Source organism: Rhodopseudomonas palustris, from assembly GCF_007005445.1.
Lineage (GTDB): Bacteria > Pseudomonadota > Alphaproteobacteria > Rhizobiales > Xanthobacteraceae > Rhodopseudomonas > Rhodopseudomonas palustris_G.
Genome location: NZ_CP041387.1, coordinates 2723756 through 2745115 on the forward strand (window position 1 = coordinate 2723756; position 21360 = coordinate 2745115).

A 21360-nucleotide genomic window follows, 5' to 3' on the forward strand; every position below is an offset into this window, starting at 1 on the left:
CGGGAAATAAACGGGACGGGACCGTCCTGTCCAGATCGATTGCCAAGTGATCGCAAATCTGGGATTGGAATTGCTCGAAAGACTCGCCTCGTCGTATCGACGATCAAGGATCTCAATGCCGACTTCGACGACCACTTCCAAAGGCGGCCGCCCGCGCAAGAGCGATGTAGAAGCCAAGTCGCTTCACATCATCGAGACGGCGTCGCGGCTGTTCGCGCAGCAGGGCTTCGCCGCGACCTCGGTCGAACAGGTCGTGGCCGCGTGCGGCGTCGGCAAGGACACCGTGTATCGGCGCTTCCCGTCGAAGCTGGCGTTGTTCGAAGGGGTGGTCGAGCACGCCCGCGTGCAGACGCTGGCGCACTTCCAGACCACGATGGCGAGCCAGACCGGGGATGCGCTGACACAACTTCGCGCGGCGGCACGCTGGCTGCTCGCCACCAACGTCGATCCCACGCTGATCGCGTTCAAGCGCATCGCTTTCAGCGAGGCGATCGTGGTCGGTCAGGCCGTGGCGAGCCGGACCGACGATCCGATCATGGACCGATTGCTGTCGCTGATTGGCGAGGCCCAGAAGGCCGGCACCCTCGCCCGCGGCGATACGCGCTTTCTCGCCAGCCAGCTCCTCAACAGCATCGCCGTGGGGCCGATGATCGATGCGATGCTGGGCGGGACGACTTATGCGTCGCCCCGCGCCCAGAATGCTTATTTCGACAAGGCCTGGGCGCTGTTTCTCGACGGTGCCGGCGCCTGATCCTGGTTGCTGTTACCAGCCTCAGGCCGACTTGATGTAGTCGTGCAGCGCCTGCTGCTCGTGCTCGTATTCGGACAGCCGCGATTTGACGATGTCGCCGATCGAGATCAGGCCGACCACGCGGTCGTGCTCCATCACCGGCAGATGCCGGAATTTGCCGGCTGTCATCCGCTCCATGATCTCGCCGACGTTGTCGTCCTGACGGCAGGTGAAGACGTCGCGGGTCATCACCGCGCCGACCGGCTGATCCAGCGCAGCCGGGCCGCGGTCGGCGAGCACACGAACGATGTCGCGCTCCGACAAGATGCCTTCGAGCCGCGTACCGTGCATCACCAGCACCGCGCCGATCCGGCGCTCCGCCAGGGTCTTGATCGCAGACGCGAGCCGGGCATCGGCCTCGACGCTATGAATGTAGCGGCCTTTGGATTCGAGAATCGCACGCACGGTCATGGGTGGCCTCCCGTAACGCCGCCTTGCCGAGCCCGGCGGCTCTGGTTGTGACATCAGCAACGGAATCAGCAGCAGCGAGACAGTCGGATGTTCGGACAAGACCGACGCTGAAACAGCGCGAACACCCGTTCCAAGCCGGCGCACGCGGCGCCGGGTGCAATCACACCGGAAGATTGCGGCAATTCAAAGCTAGATGCAAGCCACTCGCAACTGCGAACAACTGATCGCAGCGCGTCAGAGCGGCACGGATTCCGGCGTGCGCGGCACCGGGTCGAACAACGAGAACAGCAGCAGCCCGGCGAAGAAGCCGCCGATATGCGCCTGCCAGGCGACGCTGGCGCCCTCATTGCCGATCGCGATCGAGCCGATCCCGAAGATGATGTTGATGCCGAACCAGATGCCGAGGAACGCCAGCACCCGCGGATCGCGCAGCGCCCGCATCAACGGCTGCGCCGGCACCCGCGCCGCGGCATCGGCATCGCCTCGCCGCAGCGACAGGAAGCTACCGCGAACGAAGGCAAATCGGATCGCCGCCGCCATCGCGCCCGATACTGAAGCGGAAGCTCCGATCATCGGTGCGATTTCGTGGGGGTGGGTGAGAAGATGCGCGAATGCACCGGCTGCCCCGGTCACGGCCATGAACACGAAGAACCGGGCGGCCCCGAATCGGCGCGCCAGCGCGCTGCCGAACGGCAGCAGCCACAGCACGTTGAACAGCAGGTGGCTGAGATTGGCGTGAAGCAGCGAATAGCTGACGAAGGTCCAGAGCTTGGCGCCGGTTCCGCCCGGAAAAGGTGAATCCAGCAGGGTTTGGTCGTAGCGCATCGGGATGAAGCCGAACACCTCGATCGTCCAATACTCGAAGTCCGGCGACACCAGCGTGCGCAGATGGATCACCGCGAGCAGCGCGACGTAACCGGTCACGGCGGCAGGCAGCGTCAGGATCGGCTCGCGCGGCGGCTGCGGCGGAGCGGTGTTGGATTCGAACGGAGCTTGCAAAGCAGACGACCTGATACGAGACGGGACCGGCGAGCCGGATCCCTTAGAGCACTTTTCGCAACAGCGGAAAACTGGCTCGCAAGGCGCCCGCCCCTCACGCCACCGACAAGTGGTTGACCAGAATCGACAGCCCGAGGCCGATCAGTGCCAGGCCACCGGCGCGCTCCGCCTGATCGTGTCGCGAGAGCTGCGAAACGGAAAAGGGAGGGCCCTGAGAAAGCCCTCCCCCGGTCCGTGCCGGTGCCGTTCGCATCGCAGACCATCTGTCCGATGCGTCGGCCGACCTGTTTTTCAGCCACCCTGTATCCCACCAGCGCTGACGGTCTGGAGTCGCCAGCACTGCAATGCCGCCAGCCTAGCGGCGGTTCCCCCGCGCGCAACGCCATAGTTAATTTAACCTTAACGACGCAAAGCCGGGTATGACGCCGCTGTTCGCGCGGACCGGCATGGACGCTGCACCAGGGCTCCTGCACAACACTCTGGAGCGTCGCGCCGGGCGAATTCGGGACAGTCATGTCCCAATCGCGTCCGCACGCGACGACCGCGAACCAAGGTCGTCCATGAAGCATCCGTCGAGCCAGGCGCTGTTCGCCTATTGGGACAAGCAACGCGACGGCGCCCCCGCCCCGGACCGCAGTGCAATTGAACCAGATGCCCTGCGCAGTCAGCTCGGCGAGATGTTCGTGGTGTCGTGCGATTTGCCCGGCTATCCGTTTCGGTTCGCCGGCACCCGGCTCAACGCCCTGCTCGGCCAGGATCTGAAGGGCCAGAAGCTGACGACGCTGTTCGTGCTGGAGCAGCGCCGCGCGGTGCAACAGGTGCTGGACATCGTGTCGGGAGACACCATCGCCGTGGTCGCAGGCATCACCGCCACCGCGCCGAACGCGACCCCGGTCGCACTGGAACTGCTGCTGCTGCCGTTCGCGCAACGCGCGCACAGCCCGCTGAGCATGACCGGGCTGCTGGCGCCGCTGGGCGGCCGGCTGATCGGCCCGCTGTCGAACCTGCGGCTGAACTCGTGGCGGACCGTCGGCCAGCAGCCGCGGCGGTTGCCGCCACGCAAGCTGCACAAGTTTCAGGTGGTGCGCGGATTGACGGTCTACGAAGGCAACGACTGAGACGCGGCGTAGTCGGAGCCGAGCCGCGGGACCACCATGCTGGGCTGACGGTCGACCGCGACGGCCGCAAACCCGCCGCGGGTCGCCCTGTAGCACCCGCAGGCCCTCTGCATCAGGCCGTCGGGATCGGTGATGGCGAGCCGGCCACGGCTGTAGCGGATCAACCCCTGCTGCTGCAGCGCGTGAGCGATCAGCGAGATGGTGTTGCGCTTGACCCCGAGCATCCGCGCCATCAGGTCCTGACCGAGTTGCATGCAGTCGCTACCAGCCATATCGCGCGATTGCAGCAAGCGACGGCACAGCCTGGCTTCGGCCGAATGCGCGGCGTTGCAGGCTGCGATCTGCTCGGCCTCGACCGAACGGCTCCATTGATAACGCAGCATCAGGCCCCGCAGCACCGCGCTGTGATCGACCGCGTAGCGGAAATGCATCACGTCGATCGCCGATGCCGACGTGGGATAGCGCACCACCGCGCCGGTCGCCGCCACGTTCTGGTGCACCGCCTCGCTGCCGATGACGCCGTTCCGGCCGATCGATGCGACCTCGATCACGTCTGCCTTGGTCAGGCCGACCACGCTGGAGACGATGCCGCCGTGAGGAAATACCAGTTGCGCGAGCGGCGCACCCGCCTCGACCAGAACCTGACCGAACTTCAGATCGATCGTATAGAGATGCGGACGCAGCAGATCGAAGTCGGCTGCCGGCAACGCAGCGAGCAATTCATTGGCCGATTGGCTGATCGCCATGGTTCCCGCCCCGGGAATCCGCCGAAACAGCGCCACGGGCTGTCAATCGGCTCTTGAAAAATCGCCGCTGCAATTGCGGCTCCCCGGAACTTTAATCGTTCGAGCCCGATGCAAAGTCCACTGCGTACAACTACGCGGCGAACATACGATATGGCGGCGCACGACGATCCACCCCGCCGCCGCGCGGACGAGTTGTTAGTTGCGCAGGCAGCCCGCCGGTCGGCCCGGGAACTCGGAGAGCCGCGCCGGTTCCGCGGCGGCCACTGACGATCGACCGTCGGCAGCGGAGTGCTAACGGCCCGTTAACTGTACGCGCCTTAGGTTGAAAGCTACGCCAGCGCGACCGGCCATCGGAACCCAATCTTGTTGTTGCAGAGCCCCAACAGCCAGCCGGCGACGCTCGAGCGTCGTCGCTTCCAGCGGGTGAAGGTCCACCTGCTCGGACGCTACATGCTGCCCGATCGCCGCGAATTTCCCTGCCAGGTGATCAACATGTCGCCCGGCGGACTGGCGATGCTGGCGCCCGGAATCGGCAACGTCGGCGACCGCGTGATCGCCTATCTCGATCATGTCGGCCGCGTCGAAGGCAAGATCACACGGATCATCGACAACGGCTTTGCGATGACCCTCGCGGCCACCCCGCGCAAGCGCGACAAGCTCGCCGCGCAACTGACCTGGCTGGCCAATCGCGACATCCTCAACCTGCCGGAAGATCGCCGCCACGATCGCATCGTGCCGCGCAACCCGATCGCCATCCTGACGCTCGACGACGGCAGCCGGATGAGCTGCCGTATCATCGACATGTCGCGCTCCGGCGCCGCGATCGCCGCGGAGCATCGCCCGCCGCTGCACGCGCAAGTCCTGCTCGGACGGGTCGCGTCGCGCGTCGTCCGTCACCTCGACGACGGCTTCGCGCTGGAGTTCATCCACGAGCAGCTCGAAGAAACGCTCGAAGACAGCGTTACCGCGCGGTGAACGACGACGCCCGCTGCAAAGCCGCCTAGCGCCGCATTTTCGCACCACTTCCCACCTGCCATCCTGCAACGTCGACCCGACGCACTGCGCGGAACGCAGTTAACGCGCGCTGCGAAGCGGTTAGCAACCGCGCGTGCCGCAGCGCTGCGCGGGTTAACAGCTCAAATTTGAATCAATTGCCGATATCTCGCATTTTATGCAAATTCGATTCAAGTATAGATCGAATTCGCGGCTAGTTTTCCGAGTATTCGCATCGACTTTACTTGGTCGATTTAGCGGCCCTGCAAATTGCTTGTGCAAATGATGGTCCCAACAAGAAACGGGGGCCACAATGTCGGGCAACAGGGGATTTCGGGGGCTGGCGGTGATCGCCGCCGTCGTCGCACTGACCGCGACGGCGCAAGCCGACAACAGAGTTCGTTACGCGAGCATCGGCGACGAGACGCGCGCACCGATCGGATGGATCGAGTTCTGCTCGGACAATCCGCAGGATTGCCGCGGGGGCCGCAGCCAGGCACGCGACATCGTGCTGACGCAGACCGCCTGGCAGGATCTTTTGAAGGTCAACCGCTGGGTCAACGACAATATCAAGCCGCTGACCGACATGGATCATTGGGGCGTGATCGAAAAGTGGTCGCTTCCGGCCGACGGTTACGGCGATTGCGAAGACTACGTACTCTTGAAGCGCAAGATGCTGATCGACGCCGGCTGGCCGCGCGAAGCGCTGCTGATCACCGTGGTGCGCGACAAGAAGAACGAAGGCCACGCGGTGCTGACGGTGAAGACCGACAAGGGCGAGTTCATCCTCGACAACCAGAACGAGGAAGTCGTCGCCTGGACCGACACCGGCTACCGCTTCGTCAAGCGGCAGTCGCAGAGCGATCCCAATGCCTGGGTCGCACTCGGCGACGGTCGTGCCGTCGCCACCGCCAGCGCCAAGCAGCGCTGAGCGCCACCAAGACAACAGGAGAAACGCGACCCGGTCGAATCCCCACCCCTCCCCGTCCCAGACCGGATCGTGCGCGGCCAGCCTCCCCCAAGGCTGGCCGCACCCCGTTTGGGGGTCAAGAAGCGCTGATTTTGTTGAGCTTTAGATCAGGAATCCGGCGCTATCGTACAGAACTTTCAACGAACTCCGCTGGTCATGGCGCGGAAAATCCGTGGAATTTGATCTCTGTTAGCTCTCTCTCGGTTACGAGCGATTTCGAGATCGCCACGTAGCGCCAATTCTCGCGCGTCCAAAGTTGAAGCTGCCCGTTGCCCAATTCGTTAGGTGGCGGCCTTGACCAGTGCTAGGGCTAAAGAACCTTAGAGAAAGCTGGTCGTATGTCGGATTTCCCCTACGACCCGCTCACGTGCCCCTTTTGTGGGAAGCCGATGCAATACATCGGCGCCACCCCCAAGACGGCCAGGAACCCAGGGTCCTTTGTTTACAAATGCGAACAGTGCGCTGCGGTGAAGACCATCCCGTCTAAATAACCGCGCCGGTTTGCCGCTCTTCCGACACGCCTGAAATTCCTGGAGAGAAGATCATCTGATCGACATCGAACTGGGCGTTTCGGATAGCGTCGAGAGGAATGCTTGGCGCGGCGGAGAGATGGAAAAATTCATAAAGAATGAGAACATCCGACGTTATCGGGAACTTCTGCGGGCCGAAACGAATCTCGACAAGCGGCGGGTGATCCTGATGCTGTTGGCGGAAGAAGAAGCAAAAGAAATCCCGCCAAAGGCGTGAGGCCGCCTCCAGGGGAGACGTCTCACACTTCGGGCCCGCTCTGGCGACTTCACCCTGCCGAAGACGTCATGCGACTTGATGCTAGCCGTCTAGTCGACGCGCTCTTTGATCTCCGGCAGCGGCGGCTTTCGTTCCACAATCTTCTTCTTCGGCGGAGCGGGCAGCAATCCCTCGCGGATCGCCTTCTTTCGCGCCAATTTGCGGGCGCGGCGAACCGCTTCGGATCTTTCACGGGTCTTACGCTCGGACGGCTTCTCGTATGACCGTCGCTGCTTCATCTCTCGGAAGACGCCTTCGCGTTGCATCTTCTTTTTGAGGACACGCAGCGCTTGATCGACATTGTTGTCGCGGACGAGTACCTGCAATCATTCCTCCTGAATAGCCGCGAACTGCAAACACTCCGGCATGCCACTACAGAGGCCCGGGAGCTATTCTGCACATTTCGGGAGAGCTGCGACGCCAGCATCCGCAGCGTCGCACGAGCACACCTTTGCTGCGCAGAGGTGTCTTTGCTGGTCTGGACGTGACCACTATCTCGAAGCCGTGTCAATCGATTACCTGCTGCGGCGAGCTGCTGCCAGGACGATAGCCGCGCAGGCGAGCGGCGAAGCCAAGCACAGCAAGTAAGATTACCCCATCAGCTTTCCGCGGACCCGGAGGAATTCCTCGATCTCCAAGTTCACGGTGACTGGGCTCGCATCCGGCGCGATTTGAATGAAGGCTCGCTGGATCGAATCCATCTCGCGTGCAACGCGATCGTAAGGGAGGGCGAGGGAGCGTAGTCTTAGCTCGGCTGCGGCATCGTTCATGTTGCGTAGCGCCAACCCGGCCTCGCCTGTAAGCCAGGCTCTGAAGGTCCCCACCCATCTGTCCCCGAGTTCGGCGTCGTTCAGGTTTGCCAGCAGGCGGCCTCGCGACAGATAGTCGCGAGTATCCCTCAAATCTTCCGACTCCAGCAATCTGTTGGTCAGGTCGTCATCATTATCGCCGGACATCGTGGGCTCCCGGACGACTCATGGCGTTGTCAGTTCGGCTTCAAGACGGCATCGCTCTGCTCGCAGTGCAACTTCTGCTTCTGCAGCTCGATGTCCCGAATGGTCACGCGCACCAACGCATCGATGTGCATATCCATCGAAGGGTTTCCCAAGCTCTTCAGCCTGGCCACTAAATCGTCCAGTTTGATGCAGCGGCTGCACATGAGCACTCCCATCTAGGGCGGGAGCGCGACCGGCGTTCTCATCACCGGTAAATGCCAAACGTGAGGGCGGTGACAAAGACCATCATACGCGCAAGCGCACCGATGTCCTAGCGACAAAAGAACCGAACGCGACACCATCAAACCCGGGTCTCGCACTGCCAGGAACAGGGCGGCGCCATTATTGTTGGGTAGGTTGATGGAGCGTCGCCCCCTGCCGCGCCGAGGCTATGCCAATCGCATGTAACTCTTGCCGTGAGGTCGAACGGAGCGGTCATGAATAAACACAAATCAAAGCCGGCAAATCTCCGCAGGTCTGTTGACCTGCCGCCGAACTTTCATCCAGCTACAGTTAGAGCCTCGGCGGTTTGTACGCCGGTCGGCGTATGTCGAGCAACGGGCGATCGGCGAAGCTGGTCGGGGTTGCGGAGCCGATCGTCCGTTGCGGTGAAGGTGGCGGCATAGGCTGCCGGGGTGAGGTGGCCGATCGGCGAATTCCACCGCATCGCCTGTCGTGGGTCGGCTTCCATACGTTCTGCCACACCTGGGCGACGTGGATGCGGCGATACGGCGGCCCCGACCTTCAGGTCTGGTCGGTCACCCTCTGCATCGCCAGCTTGGTCCGGTGCTTCAACATCTCGAGCTTGGCTTTGACATCGTTCAGCGCTTCGGCATCAAAGTCGCGGAAGATGTATTCGTGCAGAGCTTCCCACCGCGGCGACAGGCGCTCGATCTTGCCCCTGGCCTCGTCCGACAGCGACATCAGCACCACCCGCGCGTCCTCCGTCGAGGGTACCCGATTGAGCAATCCCATTCGCTCGAGAATCTTGGTCTGGGTTGTGACGAAGGTCGAGACCGCGTGGATCTTCTGCGAGACGTCGCCGACCGACACGCCCTTACCCTGATCGAGATCGGCGATCGCCATCAGGATCAGCCATTGCGAGCCGCTGATCCCGAACAGCTTGGCCCACGCCCGCCGCATGTCCTCAAGATTGTTGCTGATCGACACGAAATCCCAGATCACCTGGTAGGACAACCCGAAATCCCGGTGCGCGCAGGTTTGCGGAGGACCGAACGGCTCCTCCACCGGCACCGGCTGGGGCGACGGCGCCGACGACGACGTCTGTGCAGCCGGCTCGCTGTGGTGCTGCTCACTCCTCCGATGCCGCATTCCGCGCCTCCGAATCATCCCCGAAACGTCTTTTGTTGTTTGTCGACTCGGACGAACCCGAAATCGCGGCGCAGCCCAACCTCAGCTATGTATGCACACTCGAGCCGAGACCAAAGCCGACAATTGCCGTCTCAGCCGTACTCCTGTTCGTCGCATCCGTCTCGCCGGCATCGGCCGTTGGCCTGAAAATTCAGCCAATTCAAGCCCATCGCCGCCGCCGACCGAGAGCCGGATCGCTGCCGACAAAGTCCGGATGACGGAATTCCGTCATGACAGAATCATGACGGCCTGTTGCTTCAATACCACAGGTCTGTCCGATGACGCGCACTGGCGGTGTTCGATCCTTTCGTTAGCTATTTTTGTTATGTATCTAGTTCCCTGACGGAGGGGGGCAACCTCGAAGTCGTCCCGGCTCAAGCTGTCCAGCGCCTGCGGCAAAGGGCAGTCGGGTTCACGGGCGGGCCGTTTCCCGGCGCAAGGCGCCGGTCCGGCATGCCCTTCGAAGGCAAACTTGGAGGTTTACGATGAATTTTGCGAAGAGCCTTATGCTCGGTGGTGCGGCGCTCCTCGTCGCCACCGCTGGCGCACAGGCGGCCGATCTTCCGCTGAAGGCCAAGGCGGTCGAATACGTGAAGGTCTGCTCGCTGTACGGCGCCGGCTTCTACTACATCCCGGGCACCGACACCTGCATCAAGCTCGGCGGCTACATCCGCGCCGAGTACGCGTTCAACGCCGGCGGCATGACCGAAACCCCGTCGTGGAACAGCAACGCCGGTCAGGGCAACCGGCTGTCCAACAACACCATCTACCGTTCGCGCGCCGACGTGAACATCGACACCCGCACGGCGACCGAATACGGCGTGGTCCGCACCTACTTCGACTCGGTGTTCACCTGGACCACCGGCAGCGACACCGTCGCCAACGGCAGCCTCGGCGTGTTCTTCGCGTTCGTGCAGTTCGCCGGCTTCACCTTCGGTAAGGCGGTTTCGGCGTTCTCGACCCCGTGGCACGGCGGTCCGGGCAACATCACCTCGAACCTGCTCGGCGGCGACGACACTTCGACCGGCATCAACCAGGTCAGCTACACTGCCGAATTCGGCAATGGCGTCTCGGCCTCGATCAGCCTCGAAGACCAGTCGGGCTACCGCTGGGCGCAGGGCAACTCCGGTGGCAACATCTCGCTGCTGAACGTCACGCCCGGCAACGGCACCTCGACCTCCTGGCTGAGCGGCCTCGGCAGCTACACCGGCACCAGCTACTCGGCCGGCACCAGCATTCCGGACATCGTCGGCAAGGTCCGCGTCGATCAGGCCTGGGGTCTGTTCCAGGTGTCGGCTGCGGCGCACCAGATCCGCGGCGGTTACTACAACCCGAGCAACGAGTGGTCCGGCCATCCTGGCGACAAGTGGGGCTACGCGGTTCTCGCCGGCCTGTCGCTCAAGAACCTGCCGACCGGTCCGGGTGACTCGATCAACCTCGACGCCACCTACGCCGACGGCGCGATCCGCTACGTGATCGGCGGCACCAGCCCGAACTACTTCTCGATGTTCGGCAACAACGCCGACGGCGTCGCCTATCAGAGCCTGGCCCTCGGCACGGCCGTCGACGGCGTGTACGTCAACGGCGGCGGCATCGAGACCACCAAGGCCTGGGGTATCCGTGGCGCGTTCAACCACAACTGGAACAAGAACTGGGCGACCTCGATCTTCGGCGCCTATTCTTCGGTTGATTACGGCAGCACCGGTGGCGCGCTCTACACCGCCGCGCTGTTCAATCGCGTCGGCGGCACCTTCACCGGCAACCCGAACTTCAGCATCGCTCAGATCGGTACCCGCACTTCGTGGACCCCGGTCAAGAACCTGACGTTCTCGGGCGAAGTGATGTGGGTGCATCTCGATCAGAACTACACCGGCGTGACCGGTGTGACGAGCCCGGGCGGCACCAAGCCGACCGCGGTTTACCAATTCAAGGATCAGGACACCGTGGTGGGCGCGGTTCGCGTCCAGCGCACCTTCTAAGTCCGAGTAACTTGTAAACCTCCAAGGAACCTCCGGCGATGCCCCGCCGGAGGTTTTCCTTTTTTGAGCGCTGCTCTGCGCGTCGAAACTCCTCCGCGCTTTGAAGGGCTGAAACGAGATCGCCGTTTTGGCGGGCGATCGGCAATTCCCCGCAGCTCCGCCGCTGCGCCCCCGGAACGTTTCTCCACCTCGGAACTTGACGTCGCGGAGACCCCGCGATGCGCAAGCTGATCGGCTTCGAAGACGAGACTTTCGACAAGCTGAAGCGGCTCGGCCGCGATCGGATGGCTAGCCTGCAGGAGCTCGCCGACGAAGCCTTCGCCGATCTGCTGAAGAAGCACGGCGTGCCGATCGACTTGAAGGACGCTCTGCGCAAGAGCGCAGCGGCCGGCTCGCATCGCAAGCATGGAGGAGCAGCCGATGTCACGCGACCCGGATCCGTTCACACGGGGCGAACGCGCAGCGCGCGACAACATTCCCGCCGAAGCTAATCCGTATCACGACGGCAGCGAAGAACACGCGCTGTGGGCGGCCGGCCACGAGCGCATCGCGACGGCGATGGAGGCGAGCGAATCGGAGGGGACTTGAGCGCCGCGACCGCCGCGGCCGATGGACCTCAGCCGATCTTCTTCAAGCCCTTGGCGTAACGCTGTCCGTTGGCGACGTAGAACCCGGCGCCGGCCAGCATGGCCTGCACCTGCTCCGGCGTGAGCGTCCGCGCAATCTTGGCGGGTGCGCCGAGGATCAGCGAATTTTCGGGAAACGACTTGCCTTCGGTGACCACGGCCCCTGCGCCGACGACGCAGCCGCGTGCCAGCTTGGCGCCGTTCATGACGATCGCGCCCATCCCGATCAGCACGCTGTCTTCGATCGTGCAGCCGTGCAGGATGACGTTATGGCCGATGGTACAACCCTTGCCGACGGTGAGCGGAAAACCCGGATCGGTATGGCAGGTGGTGCCATCCTGGATGTTCGACCCTTCGCCGATCTCGATCCACTCGTTGTCGCCGCGCAACACTGCGCCGAACCACACCGACACCGATCCCCCGAGACGGACCTTGCCGACTACAGCGGCGTTATCGGCCACGAAGTACTTTCCGTCAGCCGGAAGAACCGGCGCCTGCCCGTCGAGTTCGTAGATTGCCATCGCTGTCTCCTGTCCCCGCTCTCGTCATCGCAAATGCGAGCGGGACGACGCAATCGTTTTCAGGCGATCAGCCCGACCGCGTGCAGCGCCATCAACACCACGGTTCCGGACATCAGACTCCAGGTGCCCGCGATCACGGTCGCCAGCATCACGAATTCGGCGCGCCGTCGCGCGGTGATGGTGGTGCGCGGCCCGAGCAAGGTGTTGCGCATGATGATGAATGGAGCGGCGAACATCAGGAACGGCACGGCGGCGAAGCTCTGCGTCGCCACGCCTTGCTGCAACATCGCGAAACCTGCCGACCGCTGCGTCAGCGCCTGATAGGCGCAGGTCGCGGCCCCGGCGACGGCGAACCCGATCAGAAGCGAGAACAGGTTGTTGAAGGCATCGGGCGACATCGGCGGCCTCCGGCTCGATGGGTGAGGCCCAGATGTCGCAAAATCCCGCGCAGGCCGCCACGACAGCCTTAAGAAAGGGTTAACGCGCGGGCGAAGAAATTGCCGGCGTGCGACGCACAATCCCGTTCGGCTGCGATTCGGCACGTGGCATAGTCCGAAACGATTCGTATGGGCCCGGACATCTCGCGTCGTCATGACTTTGGTATCGTCGCTTGCCGGCCGCCAGCGCCACAGCCGCGCTCCGCGGACCAGCTCCCGTGTTCCGCTGATGATCGGCGGCGCCATCGGCGCGGCATCGGTCGCGGCTGTCGCCTATCTGCTGTGGCCGACCTGGCATGTGCAGCCCGTCGGCGATCCCGACAGGACACCGGTGACCATCGGCGACACCCTGTTCAACGTCCCCACCAAGGCGTTCAGGGTGAAGTATCAGCGGCGCTCCGGACCGCAGGAGCGGGTCGATCTGGCCTTCCTGTATCCGTCGCTGGCGCCGCCCGAGCACGTCGCGCACAAGACGGCGGAGCAGATCGCCGAATTTCAGCCGATCGATCGCATCTTCGTCTCGATCGCGGCGCATCATGACGCCCTCGCGCCCGACACTCGGCTGCGCACGATCTACCCGCGCTATCTCGCTCCGGTCGCGCCGCAAACCGCGGACGGGCTGACACTGCGCTCGTTCGTCGAGGGCTCGCCCTATGCGAACGAGGATCTGTTCACAGCCGACCAGCCCGAGCTGTCCGCGCGCTGCACCCGCGACCGTCAGACGCCGGGAATGTGTCTCAGCGAAATCCGGGTCGATGGCGCGGACCTCACCTTCCGGTTTCCGCGACAATGGCTGACGCAGTGGCGGGAGGTCGCGCATGCGATCGCGCAGCTCGCCGCGCAGATGCATGTGCGCGGCTGAGGCGACAGATCCGGTCAGTCGACGTCGGCGAGATCGTCTTCCAGAATCGCCATCTGGAACTGGAACGAGCGATCGTCGTCCTCGTCGTCGACGAACAGAACGCCGATGAACTCCTCACCGATGTAAACCTCGGCCGAATCTTCCTTCTTCGGGCGCGGCACCACGCGGATCTTCGGATTGCCGAACACCCGCTTGAGATAGGCATCGAGTTTTCTGACTTCCTGAACGTCCACGGTGATCTCCAATTCAACTGATTAGCGGCCGACGCGGGGCGGACAGCACGCTCATCGCGCGGCCGGGGTCGCCGTCAGTACTTTCTCGCGACCGCTGCCGCAACCCCTCGTCGCGAGTTGCGAACTGCAATCGAGGCGGCCGTTCGGCCGGTCGATCGAGATCCGCGCAAGCGCATTGCGCCGATCAAATTCCGATCGCGTTGAGCATCTGGTCCATGGTGCGCGAGGGCTCGGCGCAGCCGGCCTCGCCCACCACCTTTGCCGGCACGCCGGCAACGGTCATATTATGCGGCACCGGCTTCAACACCACCGAACCGGCGGCGACGCGGGCGCAATAACCGACCTCGATGTTGCCGAGGATCTTGGCGCCGGCGCCGATCATCACCCCGCGGCGGATTTTCGGATGACGATCCTCGTGCTCCTTGCCGGTGCCGCCGAGCGTGACGCCGTGCAGGATCGAGACGTCGTCCTCGATCACCGCTGTCTCGCCAACCACCAGCCCGGTGGCGTGATCGAGGAAAATGCCGCGGCCGATCTTGGCGGCCGGATTGATATCAGTCTGGAACACCGCGGAGGCTCGGCTCTGCAGATACAGCGCGAAATCCTTGCGGCCCTTGGCGTTCAGCCAATGCGCCAGACGATGGGTCTGGATCGCGTGGAAACCCTTGTAGTAAAGCAGCGGATCGATGAAGCGCGAAGTCGCCGGATCGCGATCGAACACCGCGACCATATCGGCGCGAAACGCATTGCCGAGGTCCGGCTGGTCGCGCAGCGCATCTTCGAAAGTCTGGCGGATCAGATCTCCCGACAGCGCCGAATGATCCAGCCGCTCGGCGACGCGATGCACGACCGCGTCTTCCAGCCGGTCGTGATGCAGCACAGTGGCGAAAATAAACGACGCCAGTTCCGGCTCGCGCCGGACGATGTCCTCGGCTTCGGCGCGGACCCGTTCCCATATCGGATCGAGCGCCGTGACCGTCGCACTTTGCGGATTGATCTGATGCATCACCATGCGGGCTCTCTCGATCGGGTCGTTGTCAAACTATAGCACGGCAGGCGTCGCGCTGTCGCGGCGCATGGCGGGCGCCGTCCGACGCCCGCTCCCAAAATGTTAACCCATTGACGTCCCCCGACATTCGGCAGCCCAGCCGAAGCCACAGGCAACCACGGACATTTCAACGTGGGCTGCTGCCGGGATGGAATCAAGAGCCCGACGTCCGTCGCGGCGGCCGACATCGGCGGCGCATCACGGCCGCCGCGCGAGAAAGTCCACCACCCCTTCCTTGTACACCCGGTCGCCGACCGCACGCATGTGATCGCGGCGCGGGATGTCGAGCACCTCGGCGCCCGGAATGATCGCCCCGAGCGCGTGCGCCGAACCGGCGACGTCGTCGGTGGTGCCGACCGCGATCAGCACCGGCACGGCGATCTGCGCCGCCTGCTCGCGTGTCATCAGCCGCCGCGAGCCGCGCATGCAGGCGGCGAGCGCACGTCGGTCGGAGCGCGTCTGATCGGCGAAGGCGCGGAAGGTGCGGCCCATCGGGTCGACGACATCGTCGAGAGATTGCGCTTCGAGCGCGGCAGCCACGTTCTCGCCCGGACCGCCGCCTTCGATCAGTCCGAGACCGAGGCCGCCGAGAATCGCCGAGCGCACCCGGTCCGGATGCTCGCGCGCCAACGTCGCGGTGATCCGCCCGCCCATCGAATAGCCCATCACGTCGGCACGCGGCAGCTCCAGATGATCCAGCAGCGCCAGCGCATCGCCGGCCATCGCCGCGAGCGTGTAGTCCGCCGGGTCGTACAGCTTGGTGGACTCGCCGTGGCCGCGATTGTCGATCGCGATCACCCGCCGGCCGGCGCGCTTCAGCTCCGACAGCCAAGACGGATACACCCAATTGACGTTCTTGTTCGACGCGAAGCCGTGAATGAGCAAAATCGGCTCCCCCTCGCCGTCGTCGAGGTAAGCGATGGTGAGTCCGGCGTGATCGAAGCTCGGCATCAGGTATCCGTCGTTGATGATGGGAATGAGCGTGGCGGGTTATGTCGTCAGCCCGGACGGCGAGCGCAGCCGGACCACACGATCCGTCGCTTCGGCAAGCGAGCACGGCCGCGATAGGCGCCGTCGTATCGAACAGGAGAGAACGTTATCATTGTGGCGGCGCTCGCACTATGCCTCGACCGCAGCAGAGGCCGCGCGGACGGACGGCTGCGGCTGTGTGTCGGCGGCGAGCACGCGTTTGGCAGCCTTGCGTTTGCGGCGGTCGAGCCAGCGCTGCGTCAGACGCTCGGTGCCGGCCTTCAGCGAAGTGACGACGCCGATCAGCATCAGCAGCGCGCTGAAAATCCACGATGCGAAATTCCACGTTCCTGCCGTGAGCAGCAGGGCGCCGCGGCCGAACAGCTTGATGATCGCGCGGGTCTGACCGCCCTTGGCCTCGGCGAGCTTGGCGGCGCGCGCGACGTCCTTCGGACTCTCGGCGACTTTCAGCGCATCGAAGGCCCCGCGGGTGCCGGCCTTGTCGCCGATCCTGCCGACGTTCTTGGCGAGCCGCAGCAGGCCGCCGGCCTTGTCGGTGCGGACCGCCGCCTTCACGGCATCGAGCGTCTTTGCAGGGCGGAGCAGCGAGGCATCGGCCACCGCACGTCGCAGCGCCGGCGTATCGACGATGTCGCGCGCCGACCGCCCGGCCCATGTCGCCAGCCCCTCGCTGATGCGGCCGACCTTGCGCGCATCCTTGACCAGCGTCAGTCCGGCGCGCGCCGGAGCGGCGGCGCCGATGCTGACATAAGTCGCGGCCGTCACCGCGATGCCGGCCGCCGCGAGCCCGAGCACCAGATGATCGGCCGCCTCTCCGCTCGCCAGATGTTTGCCCTCGCGGATCACGTCACGGATATCACCGAACACGAACAGATCGCCGGCCATCGTGCCGGACAGCCCCGCGAGATCATCGGCCTGACCGGTGACGAGACCGGTGGCGAACCGGCTCGCGACTTGCGCCGGCGCACGCTCCGCCGCGACGGCGTCCGCCACCCGCCGGGTGAGCGGCTCCGCCAGCGCAACATGATGCGCGTCGGCCAGCTCAACCAGACTGCGTGCGAGATCGGCGTCGCCGGCCGCGAGCGCGGCTTCGATCTGGCGCGCGATCATGCCGCGATCCTGCCGCAACGCTTCCGCGATCTGCAGCTCGGATAGTCGGACCGGATCGTCCCCCGCGGCCAGCATTGCAGCGCCATGGCGGGCGTGCGGCCAAGCCGCCACCAGCGCCACAGCGCTGATTGCAAGGCAGAGCTTCGCCACGCCGAGTTGCAGCCGCATCGGAACCTCGTGTTTTCCCGAAGAAGATGTGGTGCGTCATCACTTCGACACAACCGATCAGACGAAAGAAGGGCTTCTCCCACACCACGGGATTGTGTCGAATTTCACTGGGCAATCTCTATTCGGCCGCTCTAGGAATCAGGCAGCGGCGCCGGTATGGTGCGCTGCACCGTGTTAGTTGCCCATCCGCTGTCAGCAAAGGTGAGCTGAATGTCCGACCACGTGGTTCCCCACTTCCAGAACGATGCCGGCGTTGCGACGATCGAAATCGGTTCGCGGGAATTCATGTGCGTCGGCGCCGCTCCTCCGTTCGATCACCCCCATGTGTTTCTCGACCTCGGCAACGACAACGAGATCATCTGCCCGTATTGCTCGACGCTGTATCGCTACGCACCGGACTTGAAACCGGGTGAGGCGCGGCCGCCGGAATGCGTGCTGAAGGACAAGGTCGCCTGATCGGACGCTGACCGCGACGTGGCGGTCTCCCGAACCATGATCGTCGCCGGCGCCGGAATCGGCGGCCTGACGGCGGCTTTGGCGCTCGCCGCCAAGGGATTCAGGGTTGTGGTGCTGGAGCGGACCGAGCGGCTCGATGAAGTCGGCGCCGGCCTGCAGCTCTCCCCCAACGCCTCCCGCATCCTGGTCGATCTCGGCCTGCAATCCCGGCTCGAAGCCTGCGCGGTGGCGCCCGACGCCGTCACCGCGATCAATGCGCGCTCCGGCCGTGCCATCGCGCGGATGCCGATCGGCGATGTCGCCGCCCGCGCCGGCGCGCCGTATTGGGTGGTGCATCGCGCCGATCTGCAAGCGGCGCTGGCCGCCAAGGTCGCTGCACACCCCTCGATCGACCTCCGGCTCGGCTGCGCCGTCGAGGATGTCGCGCCTCATGCCAACGGCATCACCGTGTCGGCCGGCGGCGGTCAGGAGTCCGGGCTGGCGCTGATCGGCGCTGACGGCATCTGGTCGGCGGTGCGCGGCCTTGCTTTCCCAAAGACTCCACCGCTGTTTTCCAGCCTGATTGCCTGGCGCGGTACGCTGCCGGCCGAGGCGATGCCCGGGGGCCAGAAGCTGCGCGGGGTGCAGCTATGGCTGGGGGCGGACGCGCATCTGGTGGTGTATCCCATCTCCGGTGGGCGCCGGATCAATCTGGTGGCGGTGGTCAGCGGGTCGTGGAACCAGCACGGCTGGAGCGCGCGCGGCGAACCAACTGAGATCGTTGCGCGTTTCGCCCATTGGGCGGGTGCCGCCCAGGGGCTGATCGGGGCGGTGACAAGCTGGACGCGCTGGGCGCTGTTCGCGATGCCGGACGGCGGGGTGTGGACCCAGGGCCCGATCGCCCTGTTGGGCGACGCCTCCCACGGCATGCTGCCGTTCGCTGCCCAGGGCGCCGGAATGGCGATCGAGGACGCCGCTGTGCTGGCGGATTGCCTCGCCGCCAGCCATGGCGAGGGCCACGGCGGCACCGCTGCCGAGGTCGCCGCGACGCTGCAGCGCTATGCGGCGCTGCGCCGGCCCCGGGTCAAGCGGGTGCAGCAGCTCGCGCGGCAGAACGGCATGATCTACCACCTGCCCGGCGTCGCCGCGATGGCTCGCGACGTCGCGATGCGGGCGCTCGGCCCGGAGCGGCTGCTGGCACGGCAGAGCTGGGTGTACGACTGGCGCCGCTGAGGGCGGCAGCGCCGACAGCCTCGGCCAACCAGCGCGAGCGCGCGCCGCTTCAGCGCGTCCCGCGCCCCGCCCGCTTGGGCTCTGCCGGCGCTGGCGCGGGCTGCTCGGCCGTCTCGGTGCAGCGGTTCTCCCGCCAGGTCTGCTCGGCGAGCCGCGATAGCGCCTTCAGGTTGATGTAATCGTTGCGGTAGGCCATTTCGGAGACGACCGGCCCGGCAACCCCGGTCTGCGCCTTGCGCATCAGGCCGTCGAGCCGGGCGAGCTGGGCATCGAGCCCCTTGCGCTCGACCTCGAGCTGCTTGCAGTCGTACAGGGCGTAGCGGGCCGGATCGACGAAAGCCTGCGACAGCGCACTGTCGCCGATCCCGGCGCAGCCGGACAGGCCGAGGGCGGCAAACGTAGCGGCGGCAGCGGCGCGGGCTGCGGTGGATGCGGACGAGCGTTGCGATGTCATGGTGACGGGCTGTGTGAACCAGGTTGAGGTTTCGGTCAAATCAGGCTGTGATGACCGCAGTGTGGCCGGCCAGTAAGGCCCCACTGCCCGTTGTCCAACTCGGCGCGTTGTCTCCACGCGAACCGGCTCCGACTTCGCTCGACAACGCCAACAGGACGCGACCGATGCCGAAGATCCTCCTCCCCTATGACGGCTCCGCCAATGCCGGCCGCGCGCTGGACTGGGTGATCGCCCTCGCCCACGACAACGTCCCGATCGAGCTGGTGCTGGTCTACGCTCATCCCGAACCGGCGCTGTATGGCGAGATCGCCGTGTACGTCTCCAAGGAGAAGATGGAGGAGCTGCAGCGCGCGCACAGCGACGACATCCTGCAACCGGCGATCACCAAGCTGAACGCGGCGAACATCCCGTTCACCGCCGAAGTGCTGACCGGCGACACCGCGCAGCGCATCGTCAAACGCGCCGAGGAGCTGGGCTGCAGCGCCATCGTGATGGGCACCCGCGGCCGCAGCGCGATCGGCAATCTGGTGCTCGGCTCGGTGGCCAACAAGGTCGTCCACCTGACCAAACTACCTGTGACGCTGGTGAAGTAACCGCCCACTCGCGCCGCGCTCGCCTTGCCAAACCGGCGGGTTTGGAACAGTGTCGCGCCGCAATCGAACAGGCTTTCCGAGGAGCGAGCGGTGTCGGGATTGAAGCAAATGCTGCGTGCCCCCTGGGTGTGGCGGGCGCGGGCGCGCGACCGTATCGTCGCGCAGCGCGACGTGCCGACGCTGGCGGTGGTGGCGATCTTCCGCGAAGAGGCGCCGTTCCTCGACGAGTGGCTGCGCTTCCACGAGGCCGTCGGCGTCGGCCATTTCTACCTCTACAACAATTTCAGCACCGATCACTTCCGCGACGTGCTGGCGCCGTGGATCGCGCGCGGGCTGGTGACGCTGACCGACTGGCCGGTCGAGGTCGGGCAGCTGCCGGCGTATCGCCACTGCATCAAGCAGCACATGCTGGATGCGAAGTGGATGGCGTTCATCGACATCGACGAGTTCCTGTTCTCGCCGGTCGCGGACAAAGTCACCGACGTGCTCGGCCGGTTCGACGGCGCGCCCGCGGTCGGCGTGTTCTCGCCGTATTTCGGCTCGGCCGGCCACGAGCAGCGGCCGCCGGTGCCGATCAGCCGCGCCTTCACCAAGCGCTCGCCGCTGTCGAAGATCTCGGCCAAGACCATCGCCAACCCGCGCTGGATCCGCGCCATCCGCAACGTGCATCTCTACAAATACTGGCAGGGCGACACCATCGACACCATGGGCCGGCCGTTCCAGGGCGACCGCCCGGTGCTCGACCTGCTCCGCCTCAATCACTACTGGTCGCGCTCGCTGTCCGACCTGCAGACCAAGATCCAGCGCGGCGACGCCTCGACGCCGGTGCCGCGCGACAGCGACTGGCACTTCGCCGCCGAGAAAGACATGAACGCCGAAGACGACACCTCGATCCTGCCGGTGCTGGATCGGGTATTCGGCAAGGCGGAGGACGCGGCGAAGGCGGGCTGACCACGCCAGGAGACGAAAGGCATCGCATGCCTGTATTGATCCGGCGCGGCACGCCCGCCGACGTCGCGGCGATCACCGACCTGACGATGCGTGCCTACGCCAAATGGCTGGCGCTGATCGGCTACGAGCCGCTGCCGATGCTCGCCGACTACGCGGCGGCGATCCAGGAGCATCGCTTCGACCTGCTCGAAGCCAACGGCGTGTTGGCGGCGCTGATCGAGACCGAGCTGCGCGACGACGATCTGTTGATCGTCAACGTCGCGGTCTCGCCGGACGCCCAGAAACGCGGCCACGGCCGCCGCCTGATGGCGCTCGCCGAACAGATCGCGCGTGAGGCGGACCGCAACACCCTGCGGCTCTACACCAACGAACGCTTCGAAGAGAACATCCGGCTCTACGCATCGCTCGGCTACGCACAGGAACGGCTGGAGACGCGGGCCAACGGAGCACGGGTGGTGCATATGGTGAAGCGGATGAAATCGTTGGCCACGTGCGGTCAGCATGATCGCAGTGGTGACCGAGATCAGAGCTAAGCTCTCTT

General features: G+C 64.9%; 26 protein-coding genes and 1 pseudogene. 13 read left to right on the forward strand and 14 right to left on the reverse strand.

Annotated features, from left to right (window positions below; genetic code table 11):
• Nucleotides 1-115 precede the first annotated feature (115 nt).
• On the forward strand, nucleotides 116-751 hold the full coding sequence (locus FLL57_RS12450) for a TetR/AcrR family transcriptional regulator (RefSeq protein WP_013501722.1): 636 nt from the start codon (nucleotides 116-118) through the stop codon (nucleotides 749-751).
• A 21-nt stretch (nucleotides 752-772) separates the two neighbouring features.
• Here the strand turns inward: FLL57_RS12450 and FLL57_RS12455 are convergent, their stop codons facing one another.
• Entirely contained in the window at nucleotides 773-1201 is a 429-nt protein-coding gene (locus FLL57_RS12455) for a CBS domain-containing protein (RefSeq protein WP_013501721.1), read from the reverse strand.
• A 234-nt stretch (nucleotides 1202-1435) separates the two neighbouring features.
• Nucleotides 1436-2200, reverse strand: coding sequence for a rhomboid family intramembrane serine protease (locus FLL57_RS12460; protein ID WP_142883038.1), 765 nt, complete (start codon nucleotides 2198-2200; stop codon nucleotides 1436-1438).
• Between the two features lie 560 nt (nucleotides 2201-2760).
• Between FLL57_RS12460 and FLL57_RS12465 the strand changes: the two genes are divergently transcribed.
• A complete protein-coding gene (locus FLL57_RS12465; RefSeq protein ID WP_013501719.1) occupies nucleotides 2761-3318 on the forward strand; it encodes a PAS domain-containing protein in 558 nt (185 codons plus the stop codon).
• Here the strand turns inward: FLL57_RS12465 and FLL57_RS12470 are convergent.
• Nucleotides 3300-4064, reverse strand: coding sequence for a Crp/Fnr family transcriptional regulator (locus FLL57_RS12470; RefSeq protein ID WP_013501718.1), 765 nt, complete (start codon nucleotides 4062-4064; stop codon nucleotides 3300-3302). The two genes, FLL57_RS12465 and FLL57_RS12470, sit on opposite strands and share 19 nt — an antisense overlap.
• A 363-nt stretch (nucleotides 4065-4427) precedes the next feature.
• On the opposite strand from FLL57_RS12470, the gene FLL57_RS12475 reads away from it, so the two are divergent.
• The 3 genes from FLL57_RS12475 to FLL57_RS23335 all read left to right on the forward strand — a co-directional run bounded on the left by FLL57_RS12475 (nucleotide 4428) and on the right by FLL57_RS23335 (nucleotide 6774).
• Nucleotides 4428-5039, forward strand: a complete 612-nt coding sequence (locus tag FLL57_RS12475; protein ID WP_013501717.1) for a PilZ domain-containing protein — start codon at nucleotides 4428-4430, stop codon at nucleotides 5037-5039.
• A gap of 331 nt (nucleotides 5040-5370) precedes the next feature.
• Nucleotides 5371-5988, forward strand: a complete 618-nt coding sequence (locus FLL57_RS12480; RefSeq protein WP_013501716.1) for a transglutaminase-like cysteine peptidase — start codon at nucleotides 5371-5373, stop codon at nucleotides 5986-5988.
• Nucleotides 5989-6636: 648 nt separating this feature from the next.
• Entirely contained in the window at nucleotides 6637-6774 is a 138-nt protein-coding gene (locus FLL57_RS23335) for a hypothetical protein (protein ID WP_013501715.1), read from the forward strand.
• 89 nt (nucleotides 6775-6863) lie between these two features.
• Here FLL57_RS23335 and rpsU read toward each other — a convergent pair whose 3' ends face one another.
• The 4 genes and pseudogenes from rpsU to FLL57_RS12500 all read right to left on the reverse strand — a co-directional run bounded on the left by rpsU (nucleotide 6864) and on the right by FLL57_RS12500 (nucleotide 9140).
• The gene (gene rpsU, locus FLL57_RS12485) at nucleotides 6864-7139 is read right to left on the reverse strand and encodes a 30S ribosomal protein S21 (RefSeq protein ID WP_013501714.1); all 276 of its coding nucleotides are present in this window, start codon (nucleotides 7137-7139) and stop codon (nucleotides 6864-6866) included.
• A gap of 264 nt (nucleotides 7140-7403) precedes the next feature.
• The gene (locus FLL57_RS12490) at nucleotides 7404-7769 is read right to left on the reverse strand and encodes a hypothetical protein (RefSeq protein WP_013501713.1); all 366 of its coding nucleotides are present in this window, start codon (nucleotides 7767-7769) and stop codon (nucleotides 7404-7406) included.
• A 538-nt stretch (nucleotides 7770-8307) separates the two neighbouring features.
• Nucleotides 8308-8472 (reverse strand): annotated as a pseudogene (locus tag FLL57_RS12495) (IS3 family transposase); the annotation flags it as partial.
• An 80-nt stretch (nucleotides 8473-8552) separates the two neighbouring features.
• A complete protein-coding gene (locus FLL57_RS12500) occupies nucleotides 8553-9140 on the reverse strand; it encodes a MarR family winged helix-turn-helix transcriptional regulator (protein WP_013501711.1) in 588 nt (195 codons plus the stop codon).
• A 524-nt stretch (nucleotides 9141-9664) separates the two neighbouring features.
• Here FLL57_RS12500 and FLL57_RS12505 point away from each other — a divergent pair.
• Both FLL57_RS12505 and FLL57_RS12510 read left to right on the forward strand, forming a co-directional pair.
• Complete coding sequence (locus FLL57_RS12505) at nucleotides 9665-11158, forward strand: porin (RefSeq protein WP_142883039.1); 1494 nt, start codon at nucleotides 9665-9667, stop codon at nucleotides 11156-11158.
• 218 nt (nucleotides 11159-11376) lie between these two features.
• Nucleotides 11377-11649: a hypothetical protein gene (locus FLL57_RS12510; RefSeq protein WP_142883040.1), complete on the forward strand. Its 273-nt coding sequence runs from the start codon at nucleotides 11377-11379 to the stop codon at nucleotides 11647-11649.
• 125 nt (nucleotides 11650-11774) lie between these two features.
• On the opposite strand, the gene FLL57_RS12515 is transcribed toward FLL57_RS12510, so the two are convergent.
• Nucleotides 11775-12305, reverse strand: coding sequence for a gamma carbonic anhydrase family protein (locus FLL57_RS12515; RefSeq protein ID WP_013501707.1), 531 nt, complete (start codon nucleotides 12303-12305; stop codon nucleotides 11775-11777).
• Nucleotides 12306-12364: 59 nt separating this feature from the next.
• Entirely contained in the window at nucleotides 12365-12703 is a 339-nt protein-coding gene (locus tag FLL57_RS12520; RefSeq protein ID WP_142883041.1) for a DUF6949 family protein, read from the reverse strand.
• Between the two features lie 193 nt (nucleotides 12704-12896).
• On the opposite strand from FLL57_RS12520, the gene FLL57_RS12525 reads away from it, so the two are divergent.
• Complete coding sequence (locus FLL57_RS12525) at nucleotides 12897-13604, forward strand: hypothetical protein (protein ID WP_142883042.1); 708 nt, start codon at nucleotides 12897-12899, stop codon at nucleotides 13602-13604.
• Nucleotides 13605-13618: 14 nt separating this feature from the next.
• On the opposite strand, the gene FLL57_RS12530 is transcribed toward FLL57_RS12525, so the two are convergent.
• From FLL57_RS12530 to FLL57_RS12545, 4 genes are all read right to left on the reverse strand, one after another.
• Nucleotides 13619-13837 (reverse strand): DUF3126 family protein, encoded by a 219-nt coding sequence (locus FLL57_RS12530; protein ID WP_013501704.1) that lies wholly within the window; start codon nucleotides 13835-13837, stop codon nucleotides 13619-13621.
• Between the two features lie 184 nt (nucleotides 13838-14021).
• A complete protein-coding gene (gene cysE, locus FLL57_RS12535; protein ID WP_013501703.1) occupies nucleotides 14022-14849 on the reverse strand; it encodes a serine O-acetyltransferase in 828 nt (275 codons plus the stop codon).
• A 234-nt stretch (nucleotides 14850-15083) separates the two neighbouring features.
• Complete coding sequence (locus FLL57_RS12540; protein WP_142883043.1) at nucleotides 15084-15836, reverse strand: alpha/beta fold hydrolase; 753 nt, start codon at nucleotides 15834-15836, stop codon at nucleotides 15084-15086.
• Between the two features lie 168 nt (nucleotides 15837-16004).
• Nucleotides 16005-17153 carry a hypothetical protein gene (locus FLL57_RS12545; protein ID WP_142883044.1) on the reverse strand — a complete coding sequence of 383 codons (1149 nt, stop codon included), beginning with the start codon at nucleotides 17151-17153 and terminating at the stop codon, nucleotides 16005-16007.
• A 210-nt stretch (nucleotides 17154-17363) separates the two neighbouring features.
• Here FLL57_RS12545 and FLL57_RS12550 point away from each other — a divergent pair, with 210 nt between their 5' ends.
• Both FLL57_RS12550 and FLL57_RS12555 read left to right on the forward strand, forming a co-directional pair.
• A complete protein-coding gene (locus FLL57_RS12550; RefSeq protein WP_013501700.1) occupies nucleotides 17364-17609 on the forward strand; it encodes a zinc-finger domain-containing protein in 246 nt (81 codons plus the stop codon).
• Nucleotides 17610-17627: 18 nt separating this feature from the next.
• Entirely contained in the window at nucleotides 17628-18821 is a 1194-nt protein-coding gene (locus tag FLL57_RS12555) for an FAD-dependent monooxygenase (RefSeq protein WP_142883045.1), read from the forward strand.
• Nucleotides 18822-18870: 49 nt separating this feature from the next.
• On the opposite strand, the gene FLL57_RS12560 is transcribed toward FLL57_RS12555, so the two are convergent.
• Nucleotides 18871-19275: a twin-arginine translocation pathway signal gene (locus FLL57_RS12560; protein ID WP_142883046.1), complete on the reverse strand. Its 405-nt coding sequence runs from the start codon at nucleotides 19273-19275 to the stop codon at nucleotides 18871-18873.
• A 164-nt stretch (nucleotides 19276-19439) separates the two neighbouring features.
• On the opposite strand from FLL57_RS12560, the gene FLL57_RS12565 reads away from it, so the two are divergent.
• The 3 genes from FLL57_RS12565 to FLL57_RS12575 all read left to right on the forward strand — a co-directional run bounded on the left by FLL57_RS12565 (nucleotide 19440) and on the right by FLL57_RS12575 (nucleotide 21352).
• Nucleotides 19440-19868 carry a universal stress protein gene (locus FLL57_RS12565; protein WP_013501697.1) on the forward strand — a complete coding sequence of 143 codons (429 nt, stop codon included), beginning with the start codon at nucleotides 19440-19442 and terminating at the stop codon, nucleotides 19866-19868.
• Between the two features lie 108 nt (nucleotides 19869-19976).
• Nucleotides 19977-20819, forward strand: coding sequence for a glycosyltransferase family 92 protein (locus tag FLL57_RS12570; protein WP_235677136.1), 843 nt, complete (start codon nucleotides 19977-19979; stop codon nucleotides 20817-20819).
• Between the two features lie 26 nt (nucleotides 20820-20845).
• Nucleotides 20846-21352, forward strand: a complete 507-nt coding sequence (locus FLL57_RS12575; protein WP_047307410.1) for a GNAT family N-acetyltransferase — start codon at nucleotides 20846-20848, stop codon at nucleotides 21350-21352.
• Nucleotides 21353-21360: the final 8 nt, after the last annotated feature.

Coding starts and splice junctions, on each gene's coding strand:
- FLL57_RS12540 (WP_142883043.1), bottom strand. CDS start 15,836: ATGCCGAGCTTCGATCACGCCGGACTCACCATCGCTTACCTCGACGAC.
- FLL57_RS12525 (WP_142883042.1), top strand. CDS start 12,897: ATGACTTTGGTATCGTCGCTTGCCGGCCGCCAGCGCCACAGCCGCGCT.
- FLL57_RS12570 (WP_235677136.1), top strand. CDS start 19,977: ATGCTGCGTGCCCCCTGGGTGTGGCGGGCGCGGGCGCGCGACCGTATC.
- FLL57_RS12500 (WP_013501711.1), bottom strand. CDS start 9,140: ATGCGGCATCGGAGGAGTGAGCAGCACCACAGCGAGCCGGCTGCACAG.
- cysE (WP_013501703.1), bottom strand. CDS start 14,849: ATGGTGATGCATCAGATCAATCCGCAAAGTGCGACGGTCACGGCGCTC.
- FLL57_RS12465 (WP_013501719.1), top strand. CDS start 2,761: ATGAAGCATCCGTCGAGCCAGGCGCTGTTCGCCTATTGGGACAAGCAA.
- FLL57_RS12455 (WP_013501721.1), bottom strand. CDS start 1,201: ATGACCGTGCGTGCGATTCTCGAATCCAAAGGCCGCTACATTCATAGC.
- FLL57_RS12550 (WP_013501700.1), top strand. CDS start 17,364: ATGTCCGACCACGTGGTTCCCCACTTCCAGAACGATGCCGGCGTTGCG.
- FLL57_RS12565 (WP_013501697.1), top strand. CDS start 19,440: ATGCCGAAGATCCTCCTCCCCTATGACGGCTCCGCCAATGCCGGCCGC.
- FLL57_RS12505 (WP_142883039.1), top strand. CDS start 9,665: ATGAATTTTGCGAAGAGCCTTATGCTCGGTGGTGCGGCGCTCCTCGTC.
- FLL57_RS12510 (WP_142883040.1), top strand. CDS start 11,377: ATGCGCAAGCTGATCGGCTTCGAAGACGAGACTTTCGACAAGCTGAAG.
- FLL57_RS12520 (WP_142883041.1), bottom strand. CDS start 12,703: ATGTCGCCCGATGCCTTCAACAACCTGTTCTCGCTTCTGATCGGGTTC.
- FLL57_RS12480 (WP_013501716.1), top strand. CDS start 5,371: ATGTCGGGCAACAGGGGATTTCGGGGGCTGGCGGTGATCGCCGCCGTC.
- FLL57_RS12560 (WP_142883046.1), bottom strand. CDS start 19,275: ATGACATCGCAACGCTCGTCCGCATCCACCGCAGCCCGCGCCGCTGCC.
- FLL57_RS12575 (WP_047307410.1), top strand. CDS start 20,846: ATGCCTGTATTGATCCGGCGCGGCACGCCCGCCGACGTCGCGGCGATC.
- FLL57_RS12450 (WP_013501722.1), top strand. CDS start 116: ATGCCGACTTCGACGACCACTTCCAAAGGCGGCCGCCCGCGCAAGAGC.
- FLL57_RS12545 (WP_142883044.1), bottom strand. CDS start 17,153: ATGCGGCTGCAACTCGGCGTGGCGAAGCTCTGCCTTGCAATCAGCGCT.
- FLL57_RS12490 (WP_013501713.1), bottom strand. CDS start 7,769: ATGTCCGGCGATAATGATGACGACCTGACCAACAGATTGCTGGAGTCG.
- FLL57_RS12515 (WP_013501707.1), bottom strand. CDS start 12,305: ATGGCAATCTACGAACTCGACGGGCAGGCGCCGGTTCTTCCGGCTGAC.
- FLL57_RS23335 (WP_013501715.1), top strand. CDS start 6,637: ATGGAAAAATTCATAAAGAATGAGAACATCCGACGTTATCGGGAACTT.
- FLL57_RS12470 (WP_013501718.1), bottom strand. CDS start 4,064: ATGGCGATCAGCCAATCGGCCAATGAATTGCTCGCTGCGTTGCCGGCA.